Source organism: Acinetobacter sp. SH024, assembly GCF_000163635.1.
GTDB classification, from domain to species: domain Bacteria; phylum Pseudomonadota; class Gammaproteobacteria; order Pseudomonadales; family Moraxellaceae; genus Acinetobacter; species Acinetobacter pittii.
In genome coordinates, this window is the sequence record NZ_GG753605.1 from 31,504 (window position 1) to 57,434 (window position 25,931).

At 40.8% G+C, this 25,931-nt stretch carries 22 protein-coding genes and 2 tRNA genes; 4 read left to right on the forward strand and 20 right to left on the reverse strand.

The window, feature by feature from the left end; genetic code table 11:
- Positions 1 to 11: 11 nt before the first annotated feature.
- The 7 genes from HMPREF0013_RS22495 to guaA form a co-directional block, all read right to left on the reverse strand.
- The gene (locus HMPREF0013_RS22495) at positions 12 to 680 is read right to left on the reverse strand and encodes a glutathione S-transferase (RefSeq protein ID WP_005071984.1); all 669 of its coding nucleotides are present in this window, start codon (positions 678 to 680) and stop codon (positions 12 to 14) included.
- A gap of 113 nt (positions 681 to 793) precedes the next feature.
- On the reverse strand, positions 794 to 1,201 hold the full coding sequence (locus HMPREF0013_RS22500) for an OsmC family protein (RefSeq protein ID WP_002114081.1): 408 nt from the start codon (positions 1,199 to 1,201) through the stop codon (positions 794 to 796).
- Positions 1,198 to 2,145: a pirin family protein gene (locus HMPREF0013_RS22505; protein WP_005071982.1), complete on the reverse strand. Its 948-nt coding sequence runs from the start codon at positions 2,143 to 2,145 to the stop codon at positions 1,198 to 1,200. Before HMPREF0013_RS22505 ends, HMPREF0013_RS22500 begins: the two co-directional genes overlap by 4 nt.
- Positions 2,146 to 2,301: 156 nt before the next feature.
- Entirely contained in the window at positions 2,302 to 2,607 is a 306-nt protein-coding gene (locus HMPREF0013_RS0105775; protein ID WP_025464197.1) for a DUF3861 domain-containing protein, read from the reverse strand.
- A 59-nt stretch (positions 2,608 to 2,666) separates the two neighbouring features.
- Positions 2,667 to 3,173: a PadR family transcriptional regulator gene (locus HMPREF0013_RS22510; protein ID WP_005804764.1), complete on the reverse strand. Its 507-nt coding sequence runs from the start codon at positions 3,171 to 3,173 to the stop codon at positions 2,667 to 2,669.
- A gap of 214 nt (positions 3,174 to 3,387) precedes the next feature.
- A complete protein-coding gene (locus HMPREF0013_RS22515) occupies positions 3,388 to 4,176 on the reverse strand; it encodes an ANT(3'')-II family aminoglycoside nucleotidyltransferase (RefSeq protein WP_005804765.1) in 789 nt (262 codons plus the stop codon).
- Positions 4,177 to 4,241: 65 nt separating this feature from the next.
- Entirely contained in the window at positions 4,242 to 5,810 is a 1,569-nt protein-coding gene (gene guaA / locus HMPREF0013_RS22520) for a glutamine-hydrolyzing GMP synthase (RefSeq protein ID WP_002114136.1), read from the reverse strand.
- 385 nt (positions 5,811 to 6,195) lie between these two features.
- Between guaA and HMPREF0013_RS22525 the strand changes: the two genes are divergently transcribed.
- On the forward strand, positions 6,196 to 7,413 hold the full coding sequence (locus HMPREF0013_RS22525) for a DUF445 domain-containing protein (protein WP_014208114.1): 1,218 nt from the start codon (positions 6,196 to 6,198) through the stop codon (positions 7,411 to 7,413).
- A 66-nt stretch (positions 7,414 to 7,479) separates the two neighbouring features.
- Here HMPREF0013_RS22525 and HMPREF0013_RS22530 read toward each other — a convergent pair whose 3' ends face one another.
- Positions 7,480 to 7,917 (reverse strand): DoxX family protein, encoded by a 438-nt coding sequence (locus HMPREF0013_RS22530; RefSeq protein WP_002114126.1) that lies wholly within the window; start codon positions 7,915 to 7,917, stop codon positions 7,480 to 7,482.
- 194 nt (positions 7,918 to 8,111) lie between these two features.
- Here HMPREF0013_RS22530 and HMPREF0013_RS22535 point away from each other — a divergent pair, with 194 nt between their 5' ends.
- Complete coding sequence (locus HMPREF0013_RS22535; RefSeq protein WP_005071971.1) at positions 8,112 to 8,753, forward strand: DedA family protein; 642 nt, start codon at positions 8,112 to 8,114, stop codon at positions 8,751 to 8,753.
- A gap of 8 nt (positions 8,754 to 8,761) precedes the next feature.
- Here the strand turns inward: HMPREF0013_RS22535 and HMPREF0013_RS22540 are convergent, their stop codons facing one another.
- From HMPREF0013_RS22540 to HMPREF0013_RS22560, 5 genes are all read right to left on the reverse strand, one after another.
- On the reverse strand, positions 8,762 to 9,352 hold the full coding sequence (locus HMPREF0013_RS22540; RefSeq protein ID WP_005804766.1) for a LysE family translocator: 591 nt from the start codon (positions 9,350 to 9,352) through the stop codon (positions 8,762 to 8,764).
- A 214-nt stretch (positions 9,353 to 9,566) separates the two neighbouring features.
- Positions 9,567 to 9,953, reverse strand: a complete 387-nt coding sequence (locus HMPREF0013_RS22545) for a hypothetical protein (RefSeq protein ID WP_002114091.1) — start codon at positions 9,951 to 9,953, stop codon at positions 9,567 to 9,569.
- A gap of 10 nt (positions 9,954 to 9,963) precedes the next feature.
- Positions 9,964 to 10,806: a ParA family protein gene (locus HMPREF0013_RS22550; RefSeq protein WP_005071966.1), complete on the reverse strand. Its 843-nt coding sequence runs from the start codon at positions 10,804 to 10,806 to the stop codon at positions 9,964 to 9,966.
- A gap of 76 nt (positions 10,807 to 10,882) precedes the next feature.
- Positions 10,883 to 11,275 (reverse strand): SirB2 family protein, encoded by a 393-nt coding sequence (locus tag HMPREF0013_RS22555; RefSeq protein ID WP_005071964.1) that lies wholly within the window; start codon positions 11,273 to 11,275, stop codon positions 10,883 to 10,885.
- Positions 11,276 to 11,286: 11 nt separating this feature from the next.
- Positions 11,287 to 11,595, reverse strand: coding sequence for a BolA family protein (locus HMPREF0013_RS22560; RefSeq protein WP_005804768.1), 309 nt, complete (start codon positions 11,593 to 11,595; stop codon positions 11,287 to 11,289).
- Positions 11,596 to 11,825: 230 nt separating this feature from the next.
- Between HMPREF0013_RS22560 and HMPREF0013_RS22565 the strand changes: the two genes are divergently transcribed.
- Together HMPREF0013_RS22565 and HMPREF0013_RS22570 are read left to right on the forward strand one after the other, a co-directional pair.
- A tRNA-Gly gene (locus HMPREF0013_RS22565) sits at positions 11,826 to 11,901 on the forward strand.
- A gap of 45 nt (positions 11,902 to 11,946) precedes the next feature.
- Positions 11,947 to 12,022 (forward strand) — tRNA-Gly (locus tag HMPREF0013_RS22570).
- A gap of 163 nt (positions 12,023 to 12,185) precedes the next feature.
- Here the strand turns inward: HMPREF0013_RS22570 and HMPREF0013_RS22575 are convergent.
- The 7 genes from HMPREF0013_RS22575 to HMPREF0013_RS22605 are packed head-to-tail and all read right to left on the reverse strand — an operon-like array spanning position 12,186 to position 25,887.
- Positions 12,186 to 12,947, reverse strand: coding sequence for a 4'-phosphopantetheinyl transferase family protein (locus HMPREF0013_RS22575; protein WP_017482317.1), 762 nt, complete (start codon positions 12,945 to 12,947; stop codon positions 12,186 to 12,188).
- Complete coding sequence (locus HMPREF0013_RS22580; protein WP_005804770.1) at positions 12,940 to 14,805, reverse strand: alpha/beta fold hydrolase; 1,866 nt, start codon at positions 14,803 to 14,805, stop codon at positions 12,940 to 12,942. Before HMPREF0013_RS22580 ends, HMPREF0013_RS22575 begins: the two co-directional genes overlap by 8 nt.
- A 54-nt stretch (positions 14,806 to 14,859) precedes the next feature.
- Positions 14,860 to 16,131 carry a DUF1302 family protein gene (locus tag HMPREF0013_RS22585; protein ID WP_005804771.1) on the reverse strand — a complete coding sequence of 424 codons (1,272 nt, stop codon included), beginning with the start codon at positions 16,129 to 16,131 and terminating at the stop codon, positions 14,860 to 14,862.
- Complete coding sequence (locus tag HMPREF0013_RS22590) at positions 16,128 to 19,874, reverse strand: outer membrane lipoprotein-sorting protein (RefSeq protein WP_005804772.1); 3,747 nt, start codon at positions 19,872 to 19,874, stop codon at positions 16,128 to 16,130. The genes HMPREF0013_RS22585 and HMPREF0013_RS22590 overlap by 4 nt, the downstream gene beginning before the upstream one ends.
- 24 nt (positions 19,875 to 19,898) lie before the next feature.
- Positions 19,899 to 23,858 carry a non-ribosomal peptide synthetase gene (locus tag HMPREF0013_RS22595; protein ID WP_005804773.1) on the reverse strand — a complete coding sequence of 1,320 codons (3,960 nt, stop codon included), beginning with the start codon at positions 23,856 to 23,858 and terminating at the stop codon, positions 19,899 to 19,901.
- Complete coding sequence (locus HMPREF0013_RS22600; RefSeq protein WP_002118032.1) at positions 23,855 to 24,115, reverse strand: acyl carrier protein; 261 nt, start codon at positions 24,113 to 24,115, stop codon at positions 23,855 to 23,857. The genes HMPREF0013_RS22595 and HMPREF0013_RS22600 overlap by 4 nt, the downstream gene beginning before the upstream one ends.
- The gene (locus HMPREF0013_RS22605) at positions 24,112 to 25,887 is read right to left on the reverse strand and encodes an acyl-CoA dehydrogenase (protein ID WP_078210245.1); all 1,776 of its coding nucleotides are present in this window, start codon (positions 25,885 to 25,887) and stop codon (positions 24,112 to 24,114) included. Before HMPREF0013_RS22605 ends, HMPREF0013_RS22600 begins: the two co-directional genes overlap by 4 nt.
- Positions 25,888 to 25,931: the final 44 nt, after the last annotated feature.

Genomic DNA, 25,931 nt, shown 5'->3' on the forward strand with positions numbered 1-25,931 from the left:
TTCCTTTTCTTTTAAATATCAGCACAATTCCTTTCATTAGAACCAATTCCCTTTTGTTTCGCTTTCTGAAATGCGGGTCTTTGCTGAATACGATGTAAAAAAGCCTGAATATTAGGGTATTTCCCTTGCAAACGTGATTGCAAAGCTTCCAGTGGGAAACTCATTTGAATATCAGCAAATGAAAAGTCACCTGCAAAATATTCATGCTCTGCCAAATAGTTTTCTAAAAAACTAATATGATCTTTCATGCGTGGGCGAACAAAATTTGCCTTCACCCCTTCTGTAATTTTTTTAGCTACTGGCTGAATTAACCATGGCACATGTTTGTTTACACCATTCATGACCAAAGTCATGACTAATAACGGCATAAGTGAACCTTCTGCATAGTGCATCCAGTAAATATACTGCTGTAAATCTTGTGGCTCTTTAGGTTTAAATTGTTGCTTCTGATCATAACGCTGCTGTAAATATTCTAAAATCACAGCAGATTCTGCGATGACTTGTTCATCATCAGTCAAAATTGGAGCTTTACCTAAAGGATGAATACATTTCAATGTTTCTGGAGCGGAATAGTTAGGTAGACGTTGATAATAATGAATATCATAATCTAAGCGCAACTCTTCTAAAGCCCATAGAATTCGAAACGATCGCGAACATTCCAGGTGGTGTACACTAATCATGTTATTGCCTGCTTTTATTTTTCTTTTTTACATAAAAAACAGCATGTGAACATGCTGTTTTATTCCATTTGTGGGATGGATATAAAATCATCCACCTCAACAAAATAGCATTTTTACGCTGTAACAAGCACAGTATGAATGTCTAAACTACGTAACAAAGTTTTAGTGACTGGGGTTTTACCGCATACCGCTAAGATTTTTTGTTGAAGCTCTTCGTTTGGCAAGTCTTTAAAAACAATACGACGTTCTATATGTTCTTCATGTTCTCTATTGGTATGAAAATCGATTTCAACCGAAAACTCACCAAAATCATAACCCTTATGCTTTGCGTACATTCTTAAAGTAATGAGCGTACACGCGGCTAAACTTCCAGTGAGCAAATCATATGGCGCTGGGCCTTGATCTTGCCCTTCTAGCTTCTCTGGCTCATCACAAAAATATTGGTGACGACCACTGGTGATTTCGCCCTTCCATTGTTCAGCAAGGGGCTTTGCTTTACTGCTTGCGATTACTGCTGTCATTTTGATGCTCTCATTTGATCTGGAAGAACAGGGGCTTCTAAACGTGCACCAACATAATCTGGGATTTCACCAAAACGTGCATCATGGTTAATCCATTGCTCACGGGCTTCTTTTAAATCATCCATTGTACGTGCAACAAAGTTCCACCATAGCAAAATTGGAGTCTCAAACGGTTCACCACCAACTAACAGCACACGGTTCCCTTTCTTTACTTCAATTTCGATCTCACTAAGACCAGTATCTAATACCACCATGTTGTCAGCCGTTAACTCATGGCCATTCACATGGGCAACACCATCTAATGCCATAAAACCATATTCAAACTCAGGATTTAATGGAATGCGGGTTTTAGTATCTTCGGTAGCAATGAGGTCAACACCCACTAACGGTGTATGTACCAAGACTGGGGAAGTCGTTGCCAAATATTCACCCACAAGCACGGTAAACTCTAGACCGTCTTTCTCAACAACAGGCAGTTCAGGATAATGTTCAAATTTCGGATCCATGTTGCGCTTAGCATCTGGTAAGGCAATCCAGAGCTGAGCAGCGTGCATTTGAGTTTCAGTATCAGGTGCAACTTCTGTATGTGAAATTCCGTGACCTGCCGTCATTAAATTAACTTGTTTAGGTCGAATCAGTTGTTTTGAGCCTAAGCTATCGGTATGCATCATGGTGCCTTCAATCATCCACGTGAAGGTTTGCAAACCAATATGAGGATGAGGACCAACATCTAAACCATCACCCGCCGGAAAAGTTACTGGGCCTGCATGATCTAAGAAACACCACGCACCAATCATTCGTTTTTGTCGGCTAGGTAAAGCCCGCTTAATGACTGTCCCCTGTCCAATTTCAGCAGAGCGAATTGGAAATTCCTGAATAAACTGATTGGCAAATTTTTCGCAATCCTTTGAATCAGAAATATCGTAATCATTATTATTGCTCATGATATTACTCTCTTTTACCTATGCTTTTGCAATGAGTCGTTGTAATGATCTTAACAATACACTCATTATTCAATATAGTCTTTTAGTAATACACAGGGTGCTATGAATGAGACAATCATTTGTTAATTACATAAAATTAAAGCTGCATTGAGCAGCTTAAGATGATTGAGTTTTAACGAGCTGTTTTAGGTTTTTCATAAATTGACCAAATTGTGGGAGAAACTCTTGAAATAGTGGGTGGTCACGGTTTTCAAGCATAACCTCACTAAAAAGTTTTAGTCCAACTCCAAAAGATTTTGTTGTTTCATCATCAAAAAAATCTGATTTTTTTAAGCGTTCAACAATTTCAAAAATATCGTCATGATTTCCCGCATAGAATTCAAGGCGTTCTGTATAAGTAGACGCTTCTCCTTTTGCATTTTTTAAGTGTTGTACCGTGACATGATATTGATGTTGTTTCACATATAAATTCTCTCTTAAAATTAATAACTTTGAAAAATTTCAACTTGTTTAAGGTCGACTTATAGGCGCCCAATCGCAACAGCAGCCTGATCAATTTTTTCGGCAATTTGATAAATCTGCTCTTGCTGTAAACCTGCCGAGTTCAGCTTCAAACGCAAGGCTGTTTTTAGGTTTTCCATTGCACGGTGAATTTCGATTAATTCATCATTACTGTGGATTTCTCGTCTTAAACGTAGTTTTTCTAATAACTCTTTCAACTTGTCTTGTTGTTCAGTTAAGTAAGCCTTCCCAAATTCCGTGATTTGATATTGCTTACGCTCTACATCCAGCAAATTAATCAAATTCATTTCTTCAAGACTGGTTAATGTTGGATAAATTGTTCCTGCGCTTGGCGTATAGCCATCGCCTACCAAATCACTTATTTCTTTAATGATTTCATAGCCATGCTTTGGGTTTTGCTGAATGAGATGAAGTACCAAAAGTTTCATGCGTCCAGCTTCAAAAAGTCTTCCACGGCGTCCCGAACGATGATGTTCAGTATGATGCTGTTCTGATTGTTGCTTCATCTTTTAAGATCCAAAATGATCAATTTATAATTATTAAGATATATCTTAATATATCTTTGATCAAGTAAAAGTAATAAGAGTTGTTCTATTGGTTTGATAGTTATCAAAATTAATTTTGAGCTTTAAAATCTAAGTAATAAAAAAGAGTGCTTAAGCACTCTTATATAGCCACATGTTTAGCAAAGTCGGTAAATAAAGCCAGAATCAAAAATTATTATGTGATCAGATTTCTTTTCTGCTCAAACTGCTCTTCAATTTTTGAACTCAAAAAATTGACAATAGGCTGCAAAGCATAATGCTCCTCTTGCCAATTTTGTTTGCCGATTTCCCCTCTATATTCCTGTATAAGTCGCTGCAATACGAATTTCTGCTCATCAGGAAGCTGAGACATAACCCATCGTGCAGCATTGTCTTTTGAAGCAATATCCTTCATCACTAAACTAAAATAGATCCGGCATAAAGCTAAAATCTGGTTTCTTTCATCTGCATCTTCATCCCAATACGCTACAATTTCGGGATAAGTGTCAGACATTGCTTGCCATAGTTCTTGATCAGAAATTTCAGGTGCCCATTGGTTTAAAGCTGGCCCAAATAAAACTGTATGATGAGATCTCGCTTTTCTAAGCAATATACTAATATCTGGGTCTTTCTGTGAGCTCAGTGTGCCACCTTCTTTGAGCTCTTCACGCAGCCATTCACCAAATTGCATTTCATAACTTAAAGGATAAATTCCAGACTGAATCTCATCTTTTAATAAAATAGTAACTTCTAATGGTCTTTGTAATTCCCCAACAGGCTGTGAAATTTTTAGTAATTCTTGTGCAAGCTGCTCACGTAAAGCAGAAGTTAATGGTTGAGTGACCACGACCAGTACATCAAGATCACTTTCTGGCCCTAAACCACCGTCAACAGCTGAACCATAAAGATAAATTGCAAATAATGATTCCGCTAAAAGTTGCTGTAATTTTTCTTGTAGATATTCTAACTGAATTAAATCAGGCATCTCTCACCTCCTTCGGAAGAAACAGATATAAAAAAGGCAGGATTAAATCCTGCCTTTTCATTTAATTATTCCCACTCAATCGTTGCTGGTGGTTTAGATGACACGTCGTATACAACACGTGATACATCTTTAATTTCATTCATAATACGTGTTGAGATTTTATCAACTAATTCGTATGGTAAATGTGCAAAACGAGCTGTCATAAAGTCAACTGTTTCAACTGCACGAAGTGCGATTACCCATGCATAACGACGACCATCACCTACTACGCCAACTGACTTAACTGGTTGGAAAACAGCAAATGCTTGAGCAGTTTTATCATACCAACCACTGTCACGAAGCTCTTGCATGAAGATGTCATCAGCAAGACGAAGAATATCAGCATATTCTTTCTTCACTTCACCCAAAATACGAACACCTAAACCAGGCCCTGGGAATGGATGACGGTAAATCATGCTATGTGGCAAACCAAGTGTAGTACCTAACTTACGAACTTCATCTTTGAACAAGTCACGTAAAGGTTCTACCAATTCAAATGCTAAATCTTCTGGTAAACCACCCACGTTGTGGTGTGATTTAATTACGTGTGCTTTACCTTGTTTGCTTGCAGCAGATTCGATTACGTCTGGGTAAATCGTACCTTGTGCCAAGAATTTCACGCCATCAAGTTTACGTGCTTCTTCAGCAAATACTTCGATGAATTCACGGCCAATGATTTTACGTTTTTTCTCTGGATCAACTTCACCAGCCAATGCAGTTAAGAAACGTTGTTCAGCATCTGCACGAATAACACGGATACCCATGTTTTCAGCAAACATTTGCATCACTTGGTCACCTTCGTTTAAACGAAGTAAACCATTATCAACAAATACACATGTTAACTGGTCGCCAATTGCTTTGTGTAAAAGCGCAGCAACGACAGATGAGTCAACACCACCAGAAAGACCTAAAAGAACTTTTTCATTACCAATTTGTTCACGTAATTGTTCTACACGTAAATCAATGATGTGTTCAGGCGTCCAAAGACCGCCACATCCACAAATTTTATGAACGAAGTTTGCAAGTAACTCTTCACCTTTTGCCGTGTGTGTTACTTCTGGGTGGAATTGCACGCCATAGAAACGACGCGCTTCATCACTTACAGCAGCAACTGGACAGCTTGGTGTGCTTGCAGTAATGGTAAAGCCTTCTGGAATCTGGCTAACTTTGTCACCATGACTCATCCAAACATGAAGTTGGTTTTCACGGTCTTGTAAGTTACCAATCAGTTGGTCGCGTTTAACGATATCAACTTCGGCATAACCAAACTCATGTACAGTACCTGGCTCAACTTTACCGCCTAACTGTTCAGACATGGTTTGCAAGCCATAGCAAATACCCAATACTGGAACGCCTAACTCAAACACTACTTGTGGTGCGCGAGGGCTGCCTTCTTCATGCACACTCTCAGGTCCACCTGACAAAATAATGCCATTTGGCTTAAAAGCGCGAATGTCTTCTTCAGACATATCAAAAGCATACATTTCAGAGTAAACACCAGCTTCACGTACACGACGTGCAATGAGCTGACTATATTGAGAGCCGAAATCCAGAATCAGGATACGATCTTCAGTAATTTGAGTATTGGTAGTCATGACAAACCACTAAATGGCAAAAGAATTAAGCGCGCCATTTTAACATTTTTCGCGCTTCGGCGCACCGCAAATCATCATATATCTTATTTTTTTCATATCAGAATCATTTCTATAATTGGATTGTTTGATATAAATCAAAATTTACTTATATTTATCAACTGTATGGGTTACGCTTAAAAACTCCATGTGTATTGATAAATTCATCACATTCTATGCAACATCACCTTGAATTTGATGTTAAGATGAGCCGATAAAACAGGCATTACCATGGAAAGGTAAATACCATAAGCGATATTTGTCTGTGCTTAAACAATTATCCATTTTTATGGCTTGTTGCCCCCTATCAAAATCAATAGAAATCTAAGGAACAACAATGCTTCAAACTATGATTGCAGATTTCCAGCAACATTTTTGGTTGTATGTCTCTATTCCTTTTATGAGTGGTTTAATTGGCTATATCACCAAGGTGGTTGCCATCCAGATGATGTTTTCACCACTTGAATTTAAAGGTATTAAACCATTTTTGGGTTGGCAAGGCATCGTGCCTCGCAAAGCCGAGAAAATGGCAACCATTGCTGTTGAGCTCATGACAGCAAAGCTCATTAAGCCTGAAGAAATTTTTGCACGCCTAGATCCTAAACGTATTGCCAAAGAAATAGAAAAACCCCTACTTGCAGCGGCTGAAGATATTACCCGTGACGTTGCTCAAGAGTATCAGCCTGGTTTATGGGAAGGCATGCCAGAATTTGCTCGCCAAAGACTCATCCGTCGTGTGCAATCAAAAGCACCAGAAATTGTTGAACACATCATGAGCGAAGTACAACGTGATGTGAATCGATACTTTGATATTAAACATCTTGTTATCAGTAACTTGCTTAAAGATAAACGTTTACTGAACAATATTTTTAAACGTGTAGGGAAACAAGAATTTAAATTTTTCAGTAATGTAGGTTTTGTATTTGGCTTCGGTATTGGTGTGATTCAGATGCTGTGCTGGATTGTCACTCAAGGAAAATATCCTTGGATGCTACCTTTGTTTGGTGGTTTTGTGGGTTTCTTCAGTGACTGGATTGCACTACAAATGATGTTTAGACCACTTTATCCTAAAAAGATATTGGGTTACACATGGCAAGGGCTGTTTATTAAACGTCAAAATGAAGTTGCAGCTGACTATGCAGCTTTAATTTCTAAACAGCTTTTGACTTCACGTCACATGATGGAAGAGTTATTTTCGGGTACACATTCTGCACGTGTTATTGATCTGGTTAACCGCCATGTTAAACAAGAAATTGATATGCAAGCTGGGGTTATTCGTCCGTTAGTTGTATATGCAATTGGCGGAGAAAAATATCAGAATATGAAATCACAAGTTGCTGAACGTATTATGCAACAGCTTCCAGAGACGATGAAATATGTAGAGTCTTATGCAGAAGATGCAATGAATATTCGTAGCACACTCATTGAACGTATGCAAAAATTAACACCTTCTGAATTTGAAGGGATGTTACGTCCTGCATTTAAAGAAGATGAGTGGGCCTTGATTGCAGTCGGCGCAGTTCTTGGTTTCGTGGTTGGGGAATTGCAAATCCAATTTATGCTTTAATTTTTAAAATAAAGAAATAATAAAACCGGATGAATTGCTCATCCGGTTTTTATTTTGTCTTGAATATTATTTCTCGATTGCATGATCCAGACTAATACGGCCAGCACCATGAAGCATTAGGAAGAATAAACCACCTGCCATTGCTAAGTTTTTCATAAAGTGGATGCCATTATTGTATTGTGCCGCTGCATCAGCCCCACCTTGGTGGAACAAGAATGCAGTTAAAATACTAAAGATACCAAGACCAAAAGCTGCAAAGCGTGCTTGGAAACCAAATAACAAGGCTAAACCACCACCAAACTCAACCAAGATCACTAAAGGAAGAATCCCACCTGGTACACCCATTGCTTCCATATATCCTGCAGTTGCTGCATAACCGGTAATTTTCCCCCAACCAGCAACAAGGAAGATATAAGCCATAAGAAGACGAGCAATAAGGCTAATAAAACTGTCCGCGCCTGATTGCGTTACGATATTTTTGACCACTACATTTGGATTAAACATTTTGCCACCTTTATTTAAATGCTTATTTATTGATGAGCTCATTCTAGGTTTGGGACATTGATAATTAAATACTCAAAATCCATATATATCGTTGCACAAACAGGATGATCAATTTGTATATTTTTGATGTTTTATACTGACTTTCTATAGGGTCACTGCTAGGATTTGAGCACGGTTTACCACTTAATCATCTCATGGAACTTCTTGATTTTATTCTACACGTTGATCAACATCTCGCCGAGTTTATTACAAATTACGGGACGTGGATTTATGGCATTTTATTTTTAATTATCTTTGTCGAAACCGGTTTAGTGGTTATGCCGTTTTTACCGGGAGATAGTTTACTATTTGCAGCTGGTGCTTTAGCAGCATCTACAGGTGCGATGGATCCATGGTTATTGGGTGCTCTACTCTTCATTGCTGCCGTTTTAGGCGATACAGTGAACTACCATATTGGTCGTTTTATCGGTCCACGTGTATTTGAAATGAATTCACGATTCATTAATAAGCAGCATTTAATTAAAACTCAAGAATTCTTTGCTCGTCATGGTGGCAAGACGATTATTTTTGCTCGCTTTGTTCCATTTGCCCGTACTTTTGCCCCTTTTGTTGCGGGTGCTGGTAGCATGAACTATAAGTTTTTCTTAACTTATAATGTGATTGGCGCATTTTGTTGGGTCGCTTCTTTTGTGGCGTTGGGCTATCTATTTGGAAATATGCCAATCGTTAAAGATAACTTCACTCATCTTATTTTTGGCATCATTATTATTAGTGTTTTACCGGGCATCATCGGCTTTATACGTGAAAAGCTAAAAAGCCGTAAAACCAATGCTTAAGGCTTAATTTAGAAGAAACGGAATACCACTGGAAGCATACATAAAATAAGCAACATAGCCGATCCTTTATATAAATGATCGGCTTTTATTTTTTGTACTGGGCCCGTTAATAGTGCACGTCCAAAAATCATCCAGAAACTCGCAGCTGGAATGAGCGTCAATGTAAAAATACCAAATACCATTAGACAATTTTCAGGCGAATTCCATGTTTCGGCAGGGAAAATACCTGCAGCAAAAAGTAAAGATTTCGGATTTTTTAAGGTTGAGAAGAATAATTGACGTGGGCGAATGTTACGGTGAGTTTGACTAAATTGTTGTAAATGGGTGGTTTTCCATAATCGGAATGCCATCCAGAACACATACGCCACACTTATAATATGTAAAATGAGCAATAACGCCGGCCAAACTGGTGCTGCCAAATGAATAAACACAGCCCAAAAGCTAATACCGTAGGCATAGCCTAACCATTCCATAGGAATAAGCCAAAATGCTTTAGATAAACCTTGAGAATGAGCAGCGGTTGCAAGTAAAGCATTTGTCGGCCCAGGAATGAGCAAAACAGCCAACATTGCCAATACAAAAAACCAACTCTCAATCATAAAGTTTCCATAATATCCAAGATGGGGCCACCTTAAACGAAACAGGCAAAATATAGCAAGTTTATAAGGCTTTTTGATTACAGAAAATACAGAATTTTGGAAGCTTAAAAATTGATAAACCACTTATTTATATTAATTTTATTATGAAACATTTTGCTAAACTTTATTCATCACAACATGCCTTAGTTAGCATATTGTGATGTAAAGTTGACTATTAATTGGTCTTTTTACGGACAATAATTGGACAATTCTTAAACTGAGCAGCCTGAACAATTGCTTCTTGTTGACCTAAAACACGTGAAAGTTCGGTATTTTTCGTTGAAGAAGACTGTCCCATATTTACAGAAATAGATGGACCGAATCCCCAACCACCTCGTCCCCAGCCACCACCGAGTCCAAGACCAACACCCATACCTGTACTTTTTGGAGTTTGCACGCCATTGTCGATATATTGCTGAATACGGTTATATTCACTTTGTAGCTGTTGGCAGCTCAAAGATTGATATTGTGTCGGAGACACATAAGTCGGTTTTACCGTTGTAGCACAAGCGCCAAGGAGTAAAGTGGCTGCCACCAAAGGCGCAATATATAAGCCTTTCATCATTTTTCTCTTATCGTTTTGGCTCAATCTCACCAAACAATGTCTCATAAGCTTGAGTCAATTTATGTTCGGGTGCCAAATGGGCCAAAGGTAAATTTTTCTGATGCGATTCTTTCATCAAAATCGAAGGCGGTAACATGCTATTGAGTACAGGCAACCCTTCATCTTTTAACTGCTGAACCACTTCCCGAGGTAATTTTGCTTGGGATTGGAATTGATTCACCACAATTCCTTCAATTTCCAAGCGATCATTATGATCATCTTGCGTTTCGAGAACATTTTCAATCAATGTTTGTAACGCACGCTTTGAAAAAACATCACAGTCGAAAGGAATAAGTACTTTATCTGCCGCAATCAGAGCAGAAAGAGTAAAAAAGTTAAATGCTGGTGGTGTGTCTATATAAATACGGTCATATCGCCCAACTAAGTTTTGGATCGAATCACGTAATTTATAAATTTTATGTTTACTTTCAAGCGCATGTTCAAGCGCGCCAAGTGTAGGGCTTGCTGGAAGCACATCTAATTTTGCAAAAGGAGTTGAATGAACAAAACTGTCGAGATCTTTATTTCTTGGAGCTTTTAAAATTGAACCTAATGCGTTACCGATTAAACCCTTTTGTTGATTGTTGCCCAACACATCATCAAAGAAATTTTCGATATTTGGCTCTAAAATTGATTTTTCAGCAGAATAGGTTGCTTCGTCACCTAAAAGATACTGACTAGAATTGGCTTGAGGATCAAGATCGATCACCAATGTTCTTAAGCCATGTTTGGCACTAATTGCAGCCAAATTTACAGTAATACTTGATTTCCCTACACCGCCTTTTTGGTTAAACACCACACGAGTTAACATGTTTCCCTCTGCATATTATTTTACTGTACGCAGTTTAACCTAGAGCTTAATCAAAAAGGCAAAGAATGTAGAACAATTAAGCAAAAACAGGTTTCACAATCACTAAGATAATAATAGCAATAAATGCAATCGCACTAATGACTAAACCTGCACGGCGCTGTGCCAACAAAAGAGTGTCATCTTTTTTAAAGGCTTTCATCAAGGAAGATAACAACACTAAAAATAGAATAATTTTAGCGTAAAACCACGGTTGTACTTGAAAGTCTTTCATGACTAACAAAATTGCACCCGTAATGAAAACCACGGTAAATGACAAATGTTGTAAGGCAACTAATACTTTACGCCCTGCTGGATTGGGTTGTTCACCTTGAACACCTATAAACAGAGTTGAAGCGCGTAAAACAAAGACCATAAGTGCAGCAGCTACCGCAGTCATATGAATAATTTTAGTGAGTAAATGTGCATCCATGAAATTAACCCTTAGCTTTTAGGTGCATGTGCACATTCTGGGCTAGCAGGTGCTTGACCTTGCCACTCACTTGGCAAATAAGCATGAATCGCTAAAGCATGAATTTGGCCTGGATTCATTAAATCAGAAGCTAACGCGTATACTTTTTGATGACGTTGAACTAAACGCAATCCATTAAATTCGTTGCTCACTATAATCACTTTAAAATGAGATTCCTTGCCTGGAAAATAACCACCGTGCCCGGCAGACTCATTGATCACTTCCAAATGACTAGGTGCAAGTGTTTGTAACCGTTCAATCAACTGTTGTTCAAGGCTCATAGCTTTTCCTTTTACGATTATTCGTATATTTGAACCTAGTATACCTTGTCTACACACAAACAAAAGTTGCTCTTGTATGCTTTGACTTCAAACAAAATGTCTATTTATTCGGCAACTTAACAACAAAAATACCGCTAAATGGTCATTTCTGTTTTTATTTTATGCAATCAGCATAATTATTTGCATAAAGTTGTTGACCCTTGTTTTGCTTAATGTATTATAAGCGGCACGCGGGAATAGCTCAGTTGGTAGAGCATAACCTTGCCAAGGTTGGGGTCGCGAGTTCGAGTCTCGTTTCCCGCTCCAAATTGGTTTTTTTTGAGAAAGTTTTAGTAAAAACTGCTTATATATGCGGGAATAGCTCAGTTGGTAGAGCATAACCTTGCCAAGGTTGGGGTCGCGAGTTCGAGTCTCGTTTCCCGCTCCAAATTTAAAAGGCCCTAGTCGAAAGACTGGGGCTTTTTTCTTTTTATTGGTCGATGATTTTACGTTCTATCAATTCACAGTATATTCTGAGAATAGCTCAGCTCAAGGCCGAATATTTCATTAATAGACTCAGATTTTTAAATAAGTAATTGTATCGAGTTAATCTAGTTATATTTGCAGGGTACTGGCGTTATTCGATGTGTAGATATACATGGCACTAATTGAAAACAATCCAGATCAAATCTTTCTTGGGCAAGAAGCTGCTGTAAACAGATTGAAAAGATAAAGTTATGATCATAGACATAGCTTTGGAAATAATATTCTTCTGTCTTTTGAATATCACGAGTTGAATCGAGAAAATCTATATGTTCAGCTAACACATGAAAGTTGAGCTTCTTTAAATGACGACTCATTCCTTCGCCAGTACATTTAATATAGGATTCTTTTAAGGTCCATATTTGAAAAAAACGCTGATATACACTGGATGGATCAATCCTTTCATTTTCCTGAATCCATTCAATTTCACTTGGCGCTAAGACGCTATCGACACGCATCCAATCGAACCCACGGTCCAGCCGTTCAACATCAACTCCTATTTCTCCTTTTTCAGTCATCGCAAGAACAATAACATCTGCTGAATGACTAAGATTAAAATAAATAGCTTTACTACCTTGTATAAAAGGTTTGCCGTTAGGTTGTAATTGAATGATGACCTCATAGGGTGAAATACCCAACTTATCTGCTAAAACAGACTTCGTTAAGACACGAGAGATTAAGAAAAGTCGTGCAGCATGAGGATGATATTGATCATATCTCAACTTTTCTGCCGCATTGAGAAAGCTGAGATAATGACTCAATATGAGATGGTTTTGTGGCACGCGTGAAACCGGGCAGACATAAACCTGTACTTTGGAAATATCAGACATCACTGAGCTGTACTGTGGTGCTGATATATTTGGTTAGAACTGGTGTGAGATAATCATAAACCGCTTCTACATGGGTAACGTGCGGATTATGGCCTGCGCCAGCAATGATATGTACAGGAATATTAGGACTTATTGTAGTAACAATTGGATCCTTCTCTCCAACAATGATTTCAACTTTAGAGCCAAGCTCGTTTAACAAAGCTGTTTGAGATACTCTCTGCTGAGGCAAACTAATACGATGCATATACTCACTAATATGCTTGGCTACCGACACCCGGTGTAATGAATCCATCGCATAACCAACAGATAGATTTTTTTGTCCATCTGGATGCAGATTTTTAGCAATTTTATCTTTCGATACAAAACGGAAAATTAGATTAGAGATCGTTTGTATTTGAAATATTTTTGCGGCCTGTGCCTGCACGAAATAAGGCGATATAAGGATAAGACGTGCAACTTTATTTGGATATTTCTGTGCAAGACTCAATGCAAATAAACATCCTAACGAGTGAGCAATAACAACACTATTTGGTGCTAAAAGCTTTGCAGCATTATCAATAAACTGATGATTGTTATCTTCCATCACCTCGTAACTACCTGAACGCCCAAGTCCAGGTAGGTCCATCATAGCGACCTGATCATAGGTGATTTTATTAATTATTGGGAGCCAACATGTGCTATCGAATGGAATACCGTGTAAAAATAATGCAGAAGATTTTTCTGAACCAACTGGTTGTTTAGTATAGATTTCTATCCAATATCGATTCTGATAGCTGAAACAGTTAGGCGTTGGAGCTTGCATACGACCAAAACGTGTAAGGACCAGACGATCAATCCAACGAGAAAAATAAGGACTGGTATTGATTAGGTCTGCGATACCCATCTTAACAGCTATCTTTTCTGTTTCAGTGACATGATAGTTTTCATTAGAAATGAAAGCGAGCTGCTCTTTTGAGCCACCAAGCAATACCTCGGGTAATTTCTCGAGCAGAACTTTAGGTATTTGCAAATGTGGTGCGCTAACCCCTAAGTGCTCGGCAGCTAGGTGAACTAGACGATGACATTTAGGTGTCGCAGGATCAAGTAACACATACTCTTGAGCAATAGTCTCAGGAAAAGATATCGTTCGGATGAGAAAGCTCACGATATATTGCATATTGCACAGTGGCAGGAATGTATCACTCCCTCCAGGCAGCGCCAGCAGACGTCCTTGATATAACTTATCAATCATTTCGGCAATACCAATATATTGCATATCACCATAAGTATAAAAACCATCAATGACTGTCGCCGGATTTATTGCGGTCCATGGCACATTTAAACGCTTACATGTCTCAATAAAAGCCTGATGCCCTAAAATTTTCGAAGCTTCGTAACCACCATATTTATAATACAAATCATCAGCAGACTCTTGCGGTGGAGTAGCGACTCGATATCCACCAATCCAGATAAATCGCTCAAGCTGCTTCAATGTCGCAGCCCATTCAATCAGAGCAAGTCCTGATTTAACATTCGTACGCTGAGCTTCAGCTTTGCTAATGCCCCAATTAAATGATGCTGCAAGATGATAAACAACATGGATCTTTTTTTGAGTATCCGTTAGTAGAGAGTCCAACTTAAAGTCATGACTTAAATCATATTCAACAAAAGAAATAGATGGATCTGTCAGCCCTTGTGTTGCAATGAAACCTAATAGCTTTTCTTTCTTAGTTGCCGCATTACGCAGTGCGGCAACCACCTGATGACCATCTCGTAGAAGTTCAACGATCAATCTACTGCCAATAAAACCTGCTGCACCTGTTACTAATATGGTCTTCCGTGAAAAATTATCTTTTTTTGCATTATTTAAATTATTCATAAATCACCTTAATTAGGGACTGCAAACTCCAGCATTGTTTTGGAGCGAATTATCTTAAAAGTTATATCGAACCTGGACATATACCAGACTGTTATCTCTAAATTGTCCTAACACCGTATCATTTCTGCCCCAGAACCGATCACCACCTGCATTCAATTGCCAGTGATCATTAAGGTTGTAATTAATACGAACTCTCAACATCTCATTGGGCTCTGGTGCAAAGTAGAAACCTGTTACTTCTAACTTTAGATTGTCATTCAGGAGGTTAAGTGCATAGCGCAGCATAGCTCCATATTGATCACGCTCATATTGGTTACTGATGGTTTGCTGATAACGGTAAACTTCTCTCAATAATGGATTTGTTAGACTATCGGCAGATCTTAAGTCCTCCGTATGTTTATAGACACCTACTAAACTCACGGTGGAATTCTTCAATGCTAATTCTGGACCGATGACTACAGTCAGATTATTTTTTTTGTGCGTAAGATCTTCACTACCTTCTGAATCAGTGTGGGTATAGGCTGCTTCACCTCGCCATACGATATCGTTATAGTTATAACTGAAATCAAATCCATAGACGGTCATAGGATTATTTTTCAGTTGTAAAGTTGCTCCTGTTGGAGATAACGACTGCAGTGACAGATCGGGCATATGGTCCAAACCCGAGAAATATGATGCACCAACATCTAAGCCATCTACAGAATAATCCCAGCGCACTGCAAATGCAGGTCGGCTCTTACGGTCTATGTCATATTGAACACCAGCAATCTGACGCAATGGAATCACATCTGAACGACTACGCGGATACCACAATGCAGTCCATTTATTAGTTCCAGATTCAGGAATATATGTCAATTTAAGTGCATCATTTCCAAGACGTTGATCTGTCTCATCTGGTACTAGGCGCGTATAGTCACGGGGCGATAGATTATCTGTTGGATTAATCCCATCAGCTCTCCCCCACACGACAATCTGACGACCAACATCGACATAGACGGTCTGGTCCCAGTTGTAAGAGGCGTACAACTCACGTAAGTTGCGATTCACCTTACTCACCTGATCTGGGTTTACAGTATGGTTCGTTTCGTCTCCAATATTTATGTCGTAATGGATCTTAAACTCAGGGTTAAACTTGAGCGTACCATTGGACCAGAAACTTGCTTGCCCAATGTTTTTTAACGAACTTAAATCACGATCTGATGACCAGACATCGAGTCTGGCTGAGTTCTGGCTTACAAAACTCATTTCGCTGTCATCTGCATAAGCATGCTGCAGCAGCATAAAGCTACTGCAGCATGCAAATACCCAATAGGCACCTTGCGTCATTTTTCAAGACTCTGCGGTGAGAAAATCTTATCGGATAAAGTTTTCTCTGCGACAAAATCATTAACGATCACTTGTGTCATATGCTGAGTTTGCAGATTCTTCGCCATAGATTTCATGGCTTGCCATCTTGGTTTCACTTTGCCATAAGGACGGATATCCGTGAACTCAATATGCTTTAACGGTTTGCCTGCTGTGTCCCATATATCAATGGTTGCTGTAACAAAGTTGTCTTTGAGAATGCACATGCGACGTTTGCTATAACCAAAGTCACTCTTCACCGTATTATTAATTGGCGTTGCTTCGATCATGTAGCAATCTTTGCCATTAAATTTGCTATCTGCAAGTTTGGTGTACTTCCAGTCACTTAGCTTATAGCCAAGTACATCACCATAACTAAAGTCCGTACCAATAAAAGCATCCCCCTTATTCGCTGAGGCAAGACGACGTACTTTTTTCAATGCAGGCAAATAGACAAACATGCTATCACTGCCTTTTGAGTTCTCAATCAATAGCGTCGTGGTTCCCTGTACATCTGCAGGCGAGATGAACTCGGTCAAACGCATATTGTTCTGAGTATTTCCAGCAAGCTTGGTCATATTTTTAGTCAAGCGCACACGTTGCTCACCATTTTTAGAAGTCAAAATAAATTTGGCACTAGCACTTGAGGTCAGAAATTTAGAGGCATCATCACTACGATTAACAATGTCTTGAACTTCATCTGCATGAGATGTTTTAGGTAATGAAAAGGTGAGCGCAGTACCCAACAAAAGGCTTGTCACGACAGTTTGTGCAACAGGGATGCTCTTCTTATTTGAGGAAAAGATGAAACGAGGTTTTAATATTAGAATCATTGTAGGTACCATAATTAAGGTTGCAAACACACTGAATAGCATCGCAATCACAATAAACATCGCCAGCCATTGATGTACGTGGAAGCCTTGGGACAACGACAATACGCCATACCCGCCAGCGACCGCAGTCGCGACAAAAAGAGAAGCTTTACCAGCAGTACTTAATGTTTTACGAATAGCATCTTTGATATCTCCACCTTCTTCGCGCAAGATTTCACGCAAACGATAGAGGAAATAAATTGCGTAATCCGCACCAATACCTACAGCCATGGCCGAGATAAGGGAGTTTGGAATATTGAGCGGAATGTCGAGCCAGCCCATCACACCAAAGATGGCAAGAATTGAGAACAAAAGTGGTGTCAGAACAATCAGTCCAGCTGAAATCGAACGGAAGACCAGTGCTGAAATAAAGAATACGGCAAATGAAATTTGTAGAATGTTCATAAGCTTGCCGTGAACCATTGTTTCAGTCAAAGCAATGGTTTGCGTCACGTCACCACCAAAACTCACTACAGCCTTGTCCCCCAATTGAGCCGCCATATACGTTTTTAGCGATTCAAGGATTTCTTTGATACGGTGGTTGCTACCCGTTTTCATAAGAATCGTGATCTTGGCATAGCGCTGAGTAGTATCAATGTAGGATTCAAAATCAGTCGGCTCACCAGACATTGAATACAACAGCAGATATTGAGCAACAACATCTTTGGTTGCAGGAACCTGAAATGCCTGTGGCTGATCGGCATTCATTGCCTGATTCATCCTTTTGATATAGTCCACGATAGAGATTGTTTTACCAACCTCTGGAATTGAATTCGCGAACTTCTCTGTATTATCAATCGCTTTTAGGATCTCTGGGTTTTCAATACCGTCACGGACCTTCGTATCGACCATAATATAAAGGCTGTTTGTGCCACCAAGTGACTGATTCAAGAACCTGTCATCCTGCTGCATCGGTAGGTCACGAGAGAAGAAATTCCGACTATCGTTATCTACCACAATACGGCTCGTGCCGATCGCAAGAAAGACACCAATTGTCGCAATTGCAGTCATTAATATCATTCGTGGACGAACTGACAAAATGGCATCGCCAATACGATTTGGAATCCAATCCCAGATCGGTAGCCCTTTGCGTTTGACCTTCGTAACCGAAGGCGGTGGCAACATTGAGCGTAGTGCTGGAATAAAAGTCATCTCAATGATCAGCGTACTGATGATCCCGATTCCAGTAAAAATACCGAATGAACGAATAGTCGGAATATTGAAGGTCAACAGAGAGAAGAATCCAGCCGCCGCAATTCCGCCAGCCAGCACCATAACTGGACCAACACGAACTAAAGACTGCACCACAGCTTCGCTATTGGCAGCTTTAGGTTCCATCCCTTGAGCAATCAGACGATCAAAATCTTCATAGTAGCGTTTGAGCAACTGCACGGCATGCCCTGCTGCAATAGCCAGAATCAAAATTGGTGTAGGCGAGTTAAAGATATCCATCGGCTGTTTGAACAGCCCCATCATGCCCATACCCCATGCCACAGCCAACAAAGCTGTAACGAGTGGCAGAATCAAGCCCTGCTTACTGCGGAATGCTTCAAAGTGCAACAATCCAATCACCAATACGGCAATCGGGAACAAAATATTGATACGCTTAGAGTAATCTTCAGCTTTATCCAGATAGACAGGATTACCGCCGACACTGAGCGTCATATCTTTAGATTGTTCGCTTTCTACAATTTTGTTGATCGGAGCCATCATCTTCTGGAAGCCCTCTGGACTTTCCTCAAGCTCAAGCAAAATTGCAGCAGTTCTTTGATCTTTAGACACCACTGAATTCATATAAGTTGGATTCATTGCCAACACTTTTTTCAGTTGATCGATATCATCCTGAGTGACTGAACTGGTCGGCAATAATTTTTTGGCATCAAACCCTTCCGAATTAGCCATGATCCCTTTCGCTTGACGTGCAGCCAAACTCATCATAGTTGATCGAACAACGCCGGGGGCGTTGTCCACTTCTTCGGTAATTCGTTTGACTTTTTCCAACACTTGCGGCTGATAAATATCACCTTGCTTCGGTGTAATACCGATCACAACCATATACTTGGAGCCGAATTTTTTTTCGATCAGCTTGGTCGAGGTGATATAAGGATGCCCATTCGGTGCAAGTGCGCCTGGATCAATAATAATTTTTACACCAGATGCAAGGTATGCCAAGGCAATCGTCAAAAGCATGACCACCGTCAGTACAATACGGCGATGGCTAAGAATCCATCGCGCATATTGCTCCATCACTAGATGAGTCTTTTGAACTGGTTTTTCGATCTCTTGCGATGATTCTTTGATCTCCTTCAATGGTTTTTTGATCTCTGGCGATGGTTCTTCTATCTCCTGCAATGGTTTTTTGACTTCTACCAATGGCTCTTCAATCTCTTGCGTTTGCGTACTCACAGCCTCATAGGTTCCACCCTTCTGAGCTAGCGCCTGAAGATTAGCAAGATCTTTCTTGAACTGGGCAAGAACCATTTTTTTTAGCAGTGCATTAGGAAATACACCAAAAAAGCCGCCCGGCTCTGCCTCAAACAACCATTCAATCCATGTACCTTCTGGATGCGGTTTGAAGCGATAAGTACCTTTATAATAAAACGGTCCTTCTAACACTTGGAAGGCGTACAATTCGTTCGGTACCAGATGTGTAATTTCACCTTTAAAGGCCAACTCACGACTAGCAAAGCTCAAATTAAGTTCATACTTGCTGCCCACACGCGGAGTAGTGTCTAGTAGCTCTGAATGCTTACATGACAATTGCCAGCTTGCATCATTGCCCGGGTTTGCAAGATATTTAAAAACCTTATCAATCTCGGCCGGTATAAGGAAAGCATGTTCTATGGTCACCATAGTGGTTCTACCTTCTTGTATTTCTTATGCAGGAATTGGGTACATCTGATCAATTGCTTTGGCCACAGCCGCAACGTTCTCAGCGAACATAATCGATGAATGGTCACCAGGTAGATCCACTTGTGTAAGCGTATCTTTGATCAAATGATCCCAGCCGAGACTTTCCCCAAAATCTTCAGACTCATCTTTGGCTTTAACCAAGAGGATCGGAAAATCTTCAGGCTCTGGGAAATAGGTTTGAAGTGCGACGCCATTAGCCAAATAGGTATCAAAGTAAAGTCGGAAATCTGATGGGTTAGCATCCAGAGGTATGACATTGATGGCCTTAGCTTCTTTAAGCACATGATCAAACATGTGATCTGGACTCAATTCACGCAAGTATTGCGCTGATATCGTCAGCTTTTTGCCATAAGGCACAGCCAAATCACGAGCAAACCAAGACAAAAGCATGGCATCATCAGCATCTTCAGGCACATTCTCTGGAATTGGAGCACGTGTATCGATCATGACAATCCCTGTGACCTGTTGTCCCATTTGACGCAACTGACGACTGATCTCGTATGCAATCGCACCGCCAAAACACCAACCACCGAGGAAATAAGGCCCTTGAGGCTGCATTTTTTGCATTTCAGCAATATAGAGTGTCGCCATTTCTTCAATCGCTACTTCAGCAGCATCTGCTTCAATCAGACCCGGAGATTGAATAGCACGTAAAGTACGGTTCGGGTTGAGATGACGCGAGAGTTCCATATAACAGAAGGTACTGCCACCAATCGGATGGAAGAGCCATAGCGGCTGTTCATAAGTTCCGCGGCGCAGTTCGATTACGATTGAAGGTTTGATTTCTTTATTTTCACGGATGATCTCCCCCAAACTCTCAACAGTTGAGTACTGTGCAAGTAAAGTAACTGATAATTCGGTACCAAATACCTTCTTGAGATGATTGACAAGTTTCACAGCCAGTAATGAATGCCCACCTAATTCAAAGAAATCATCATGTATACCAACTCGCTTGACTGACAAAATCTGCTCAAAGGTAGTACATAACTCGATTTCGATCGAATCGCGTGGAGCAACATAATCGTTGTTCTGCTCAAACACTGGCTCAGGGAATGCTTTACGATCTAACTTATTGTTAGCCGTCATTGGAAACTCATCCAATCGGATAAACGTACTTGGCACCATATAAGCCGGAAGATGGATTTGCAGAGTCTTTTTTAGACCAGCCATTTCAATGTCATGTCCGGTCACATAAGCCACCAGCTTCTGATCATTGTCGGCTGTGGTCTTAACCAAGACTACTGCATCTGTAATACCATCGATCTGTTTGAGAACATTCTCGATTTCGCCTAGCTCAATACGGAATCCACGGATTTTGACCTGAAAATCCAAACGTCCATGATGAGTCAAACGTCCATCCATTCGCAGACAGACTTTATCTCCGGTGCGATAGAGTCGACCAGCATTTGGTAGGGATGGTAAAGTTCTAAATTGTGCATCTGTCAACTCAGGTCGATGCCAGTAATCGACTGCAAGACCCTCGCCTCCAATCCAGAGCTCTCCCATAACGCCTCGTGGAACCAATCGCTGCTGTTCGTCAAGAACATAAAGCTGGGTGTTCGCCATTGGTTCGCCTAAATCAATATATTTGGCATCGGTGATGTGGGCTGCACTGGACCACACAGTTGTCTCGGTCGGGCCATAGACATTCCAAAGGCAGCTGACTTTGCTCAGTAGTTTTTCTGCGAGTACAGGATCTAGCGCTTCGCCTCCGCTAAGTGCAGTTAGATGTGGGATACCTTTCCACTCACTGTCCAAGAGCATTTTCCAAGAGGACGGCGTTGCCTGCATAACATTGATCGACTTCGCCTGCATATACTCAACCAGCAGGTTACCATCTAGAGATATCTCACGTGGGCACACATGCACCACACCGCCGTACATCAGTGGAATCAATAGTTCAACAACAGAAATATCAAACGCATAAGTAGTGATCGCTAATAACTGCATATCAGCAGTTGCGTGAAGCCTATCGTTCACAGACAACAAGAAATTAGCTATTGAAGGATGCCCAATACGCACGCCTTTAGGCTTACCTGTCGAACCTGAGGTGTACATCACATAAGCGGTATCACCAAAGGCAAGCGTCTCACGTACTTGCTCAAGGGGAATAACACCAGCTTGATTGATATCTAGACGTGGTACAGAGACTGTAAGAGCATCCATCAAGTCAGTTTGGGTCAAGATGACTTTAGGTTCAGCATCTTCTACGATGTTATGCAGACGTTCTCTTGGGAAACTAGGATCCAACGGTACATATGCTGCTCCTGCCGCCCAGATTCCGAGGACTGCCGCGGGCAATAGCACAGTGCGGTCTACCATCAGACCTACACGATCCCCATTGGTAATACCATGTGCACGTAAATATTCAGCAATCCCAGCAATATGCTGACCTAACTCATGATAGCTGACAGCATGATCTCTAGAAGTCATAGCATGATTGTCACCACGCTCATCGATCTGCTTCAGAATCATTCCCAGTAGATCATGTCGAGGATAATCAGTCACCTGACCAGATAGATAGCCTAGCTGAATGCCATTCGCATAATCAGGTGCGATATCTAACTCAACGATCTTACGTTCAGGATGAGCCACCATTTCCGATAGTACAACTTGCAGTAGTTGCACCATATTCTCGGCAGACTCCGCAGAAAATATTTCAGAGTTATATTTCAGTACACCAACCAGTTCACCCTGATATTCACCGCCCATTTCTAGCATAATATCTAGTTGGCCTTCTTGTTGGCGGACTGGAAAGCTTCCTAGCGTCAAGTCTTGACCAGCTAAAGTAGCTGGATTCTGGATTGGTAAGAGTAATTCTTTAAACTCATCCAAACCACCTAGACGCTCCCAAAACATTCCAACTTGAGCCAATGGGTTGATACTGCCATCACGCTTTGGTGAAACAGCTTCAACCACTCTGGAAAAAGCAACTTTTTGATGTTTAAGACTCTGTTTTAATTGTTCCTGCACCTGCTGTGTAAATTGACGTAAAGTCTGATCAGCATCGATGTCTATGTTAAGAGCAATTGTATTGACAAACTGTCCTAGTGCATTGCGCAAAGAGCGTTCAAGTCGACCTGCTACTGCTGTGGCAACGACTAGATTATTTTCATTCGATAGTTTGTTCAGCAGGATATAGAAGCCCGATAATACAAGACCGAACAAGGTAATTTCATAATCTTTCGCCAAGTTTACAAGACCAGACGATACTGACTCAGGTACACGGAAAATTACCGAGCTACCTTTATGTTGTTGCACAGCTGGACGTGGATAATCAAGTGGAATGCTATGCACATGTGGAGCATGCTTTAACGCATTTTTCCAAAACAGTAAGCTTTCATCAGCATCACCGATCACGTTGCTCTTCTGCTTATCTGCATATTGAGCGAACTCGATTCCGTTCACTACATTTGACTCTGTTACCAGTCCAAAACGCTTGCAGACATCACGCAGCAATAGACCAATCGACCAGAAATCCATTAAGGCATGATGAATCACAACTGCAATCACATAGTGATTCTGACCACGCTCATAACAATGGATACGCCACAACGGTGGCTGAGTCAGGTCAAATGGTTGCTTGGTATCCTGTTCGACTAATTTCGTCAAATCAGAAGCTTCAACATGACGAGCATCAGAGAGAATGATATTAGGATATACACGATCCCAAATGATTTGCTCGATACCCTGATCATTGGCAGGCATGCTTACACGTAGTAACGGATAATCATGTAACACTGCTTCCAAAATCTCCATCGGCTTATTGCCTAATGGCTGGTTGACCTTCACATCAAAAGCCACCACCATATTGTAGGCACTGCAAGTTGGCTCAAGACGCTGGATATACCAAATACCAAGTTGTTCTGCAGAAATCGCATGACGCGACAGAATTTTTGGTTCTAGGCTCGCAATGTTATTCATGAAGCAACTCCCTGTTGCAACTCAGAAACCAGATATTCAGCCAATGCATTGATTGTTGGGTAATCCCATAGCAGTGTCGGCTCAAGTTCCAGTTTTGTCAGATCTTCTAAGTCCCCAGACACAGACAAAGCAACGATCGAATCAAGACCATAACTGGTAAATTTTTGCTCTGGATCAATCGTCTCAGGCTCTACACGCATCTCTTTAGCTACTAGCGTACGAATGATCGCGCTCCAGTAAACTTTATCCTTATTCATGGGGTAATCTCCTCTTTAACTGGTTTGGCATCACGCGGTGCCAATGCGAAATCGATAACAGATAACATGTGGTTGGTTGAAATTCGGTCTAGCAAATCTGCTAATGTGCTTTCACGTAATGACGTAATAGGAGGAGATGTCTGCCCTTCAGCAGCATTTAGGAAAATGATCAACCATGCTCCATCCTTTAAAGCAGTCCTTAAGCCATGACGGTTAAAGACCCAGAAACCCAGCACAGCAATGCGGGCAAATAGCTCGGCGTAGCCTCGAGCGAGACTAAAACGCAACGTTTCAAACTCTTTGCTTTCCTCAGAGCTTGAAAAGTAATTCTGAATTTTTTGATCTAATGTACGCTGTTCAACGAGAAGCCGATCTGCATGCTCACGTAGCGTAGATAGCATTTCAGTAGATAACCCTACTGTGGCTTCGGCATCGTTGAGCATTTCAATGATTGTCTCCAGTGACTCCAACACCAAATCGCCATCTCGGTTGAAAATCTCAAGCCCACGGAAATCAATAGCGTCTGTCTCCACTTGTAAGTCATACAACTGGCGATAGCGTGCTTTAGCTTCAACTTGGTTGAGATGGTCGGCTTTTTTGCTACGACCTTTATTGGCAGATTTGAGCTGGAAACTCAGACTGTCTAGACAAACGGTGCTACTTCCGTCAAACACACTAACAATCAGATGGTCTCTGAATGCTTTCTGGTACATTCCATCTGCATATGCATTTCTTAAGAAGAAACGTGACCCAAGCACTGAAGAAGTGATCTTGGCAAGTGACTCTACATACTCAGGCACCAGTACCTTGACGATTGGCGACCATGTACTGAACTGATTAATACAAACGTGTAATCCGCGCGCGCCAACGAGTGATAACACCTCCGCTGCTAATAGATAGGCATAGGCTGTAGCAAGTTGCTCACGCACTAATGGAATGCTTATTACTTTTTTGTTATATAACTCGCGTTCGATAGCAAACTCGGTCGCGATTCGTAGCATCGTATCGCCAGCCCCCAGCGAGAAACTACTGCAATATGCACGCGTTACCTGTAGGGTTTTGAGTCCAAGTTCCAACCCTTGGCCCTCTTCACCGATCAAAGCATCTTTGTGAATTTCAGCGTTGTTAAAGCCAATACCACTAATATCTAAACCACGCATACCCACTGTTGGCAGGCGGTTCAAACTATATGTTCCTTTAGAAGCCATATGACGCTTATCAAGCCAGAATGCGCTCAAACTACGTGGTCCACGATCGTTCGATGTTTTAGCGATCAGGCTTAAAGAGTCTCCTAAAGTGGCGCGGTTGATTGACCATTTTTCTCCATTTAAGATGTATTTACTCTCGGCAGGCTGTGCTGTCACTTCACTAGATAGTAGGTCAGCACCATGCGCTTTCTCGCTATAAGCCAATGCTGGAGCAGCACCACTTAAAATTCGGCTAGCAATGTTTTGGCATTGATTCGCATTACCGCCGATCCATACGATCACAGACCAAGCATTCGTGCTATAGGTCGAATTGATAGTTAGATCTCGTCGTGCCAACACGCGATGCAGATATAGCAACTCTTCACCAATTTCCATACGACCTCCGAGCTCTGAAGGCACATAGAAACGGTTCATACCCACCGCATTCAGAAAATCAACAGCACGTTGAGGATATTGCTCCTTCTCATCACGCTCGATGGCAGCGGACCAAGAAAAATCGTTGTTGTTATCATGTACGGAGCCTAAAATTTGCTCCAGACGAGCAGCAGACTGAAACTGCCGCAAATTGGATGTAAGTGACATGGATTTTCACTCAAATGATTAAAGGG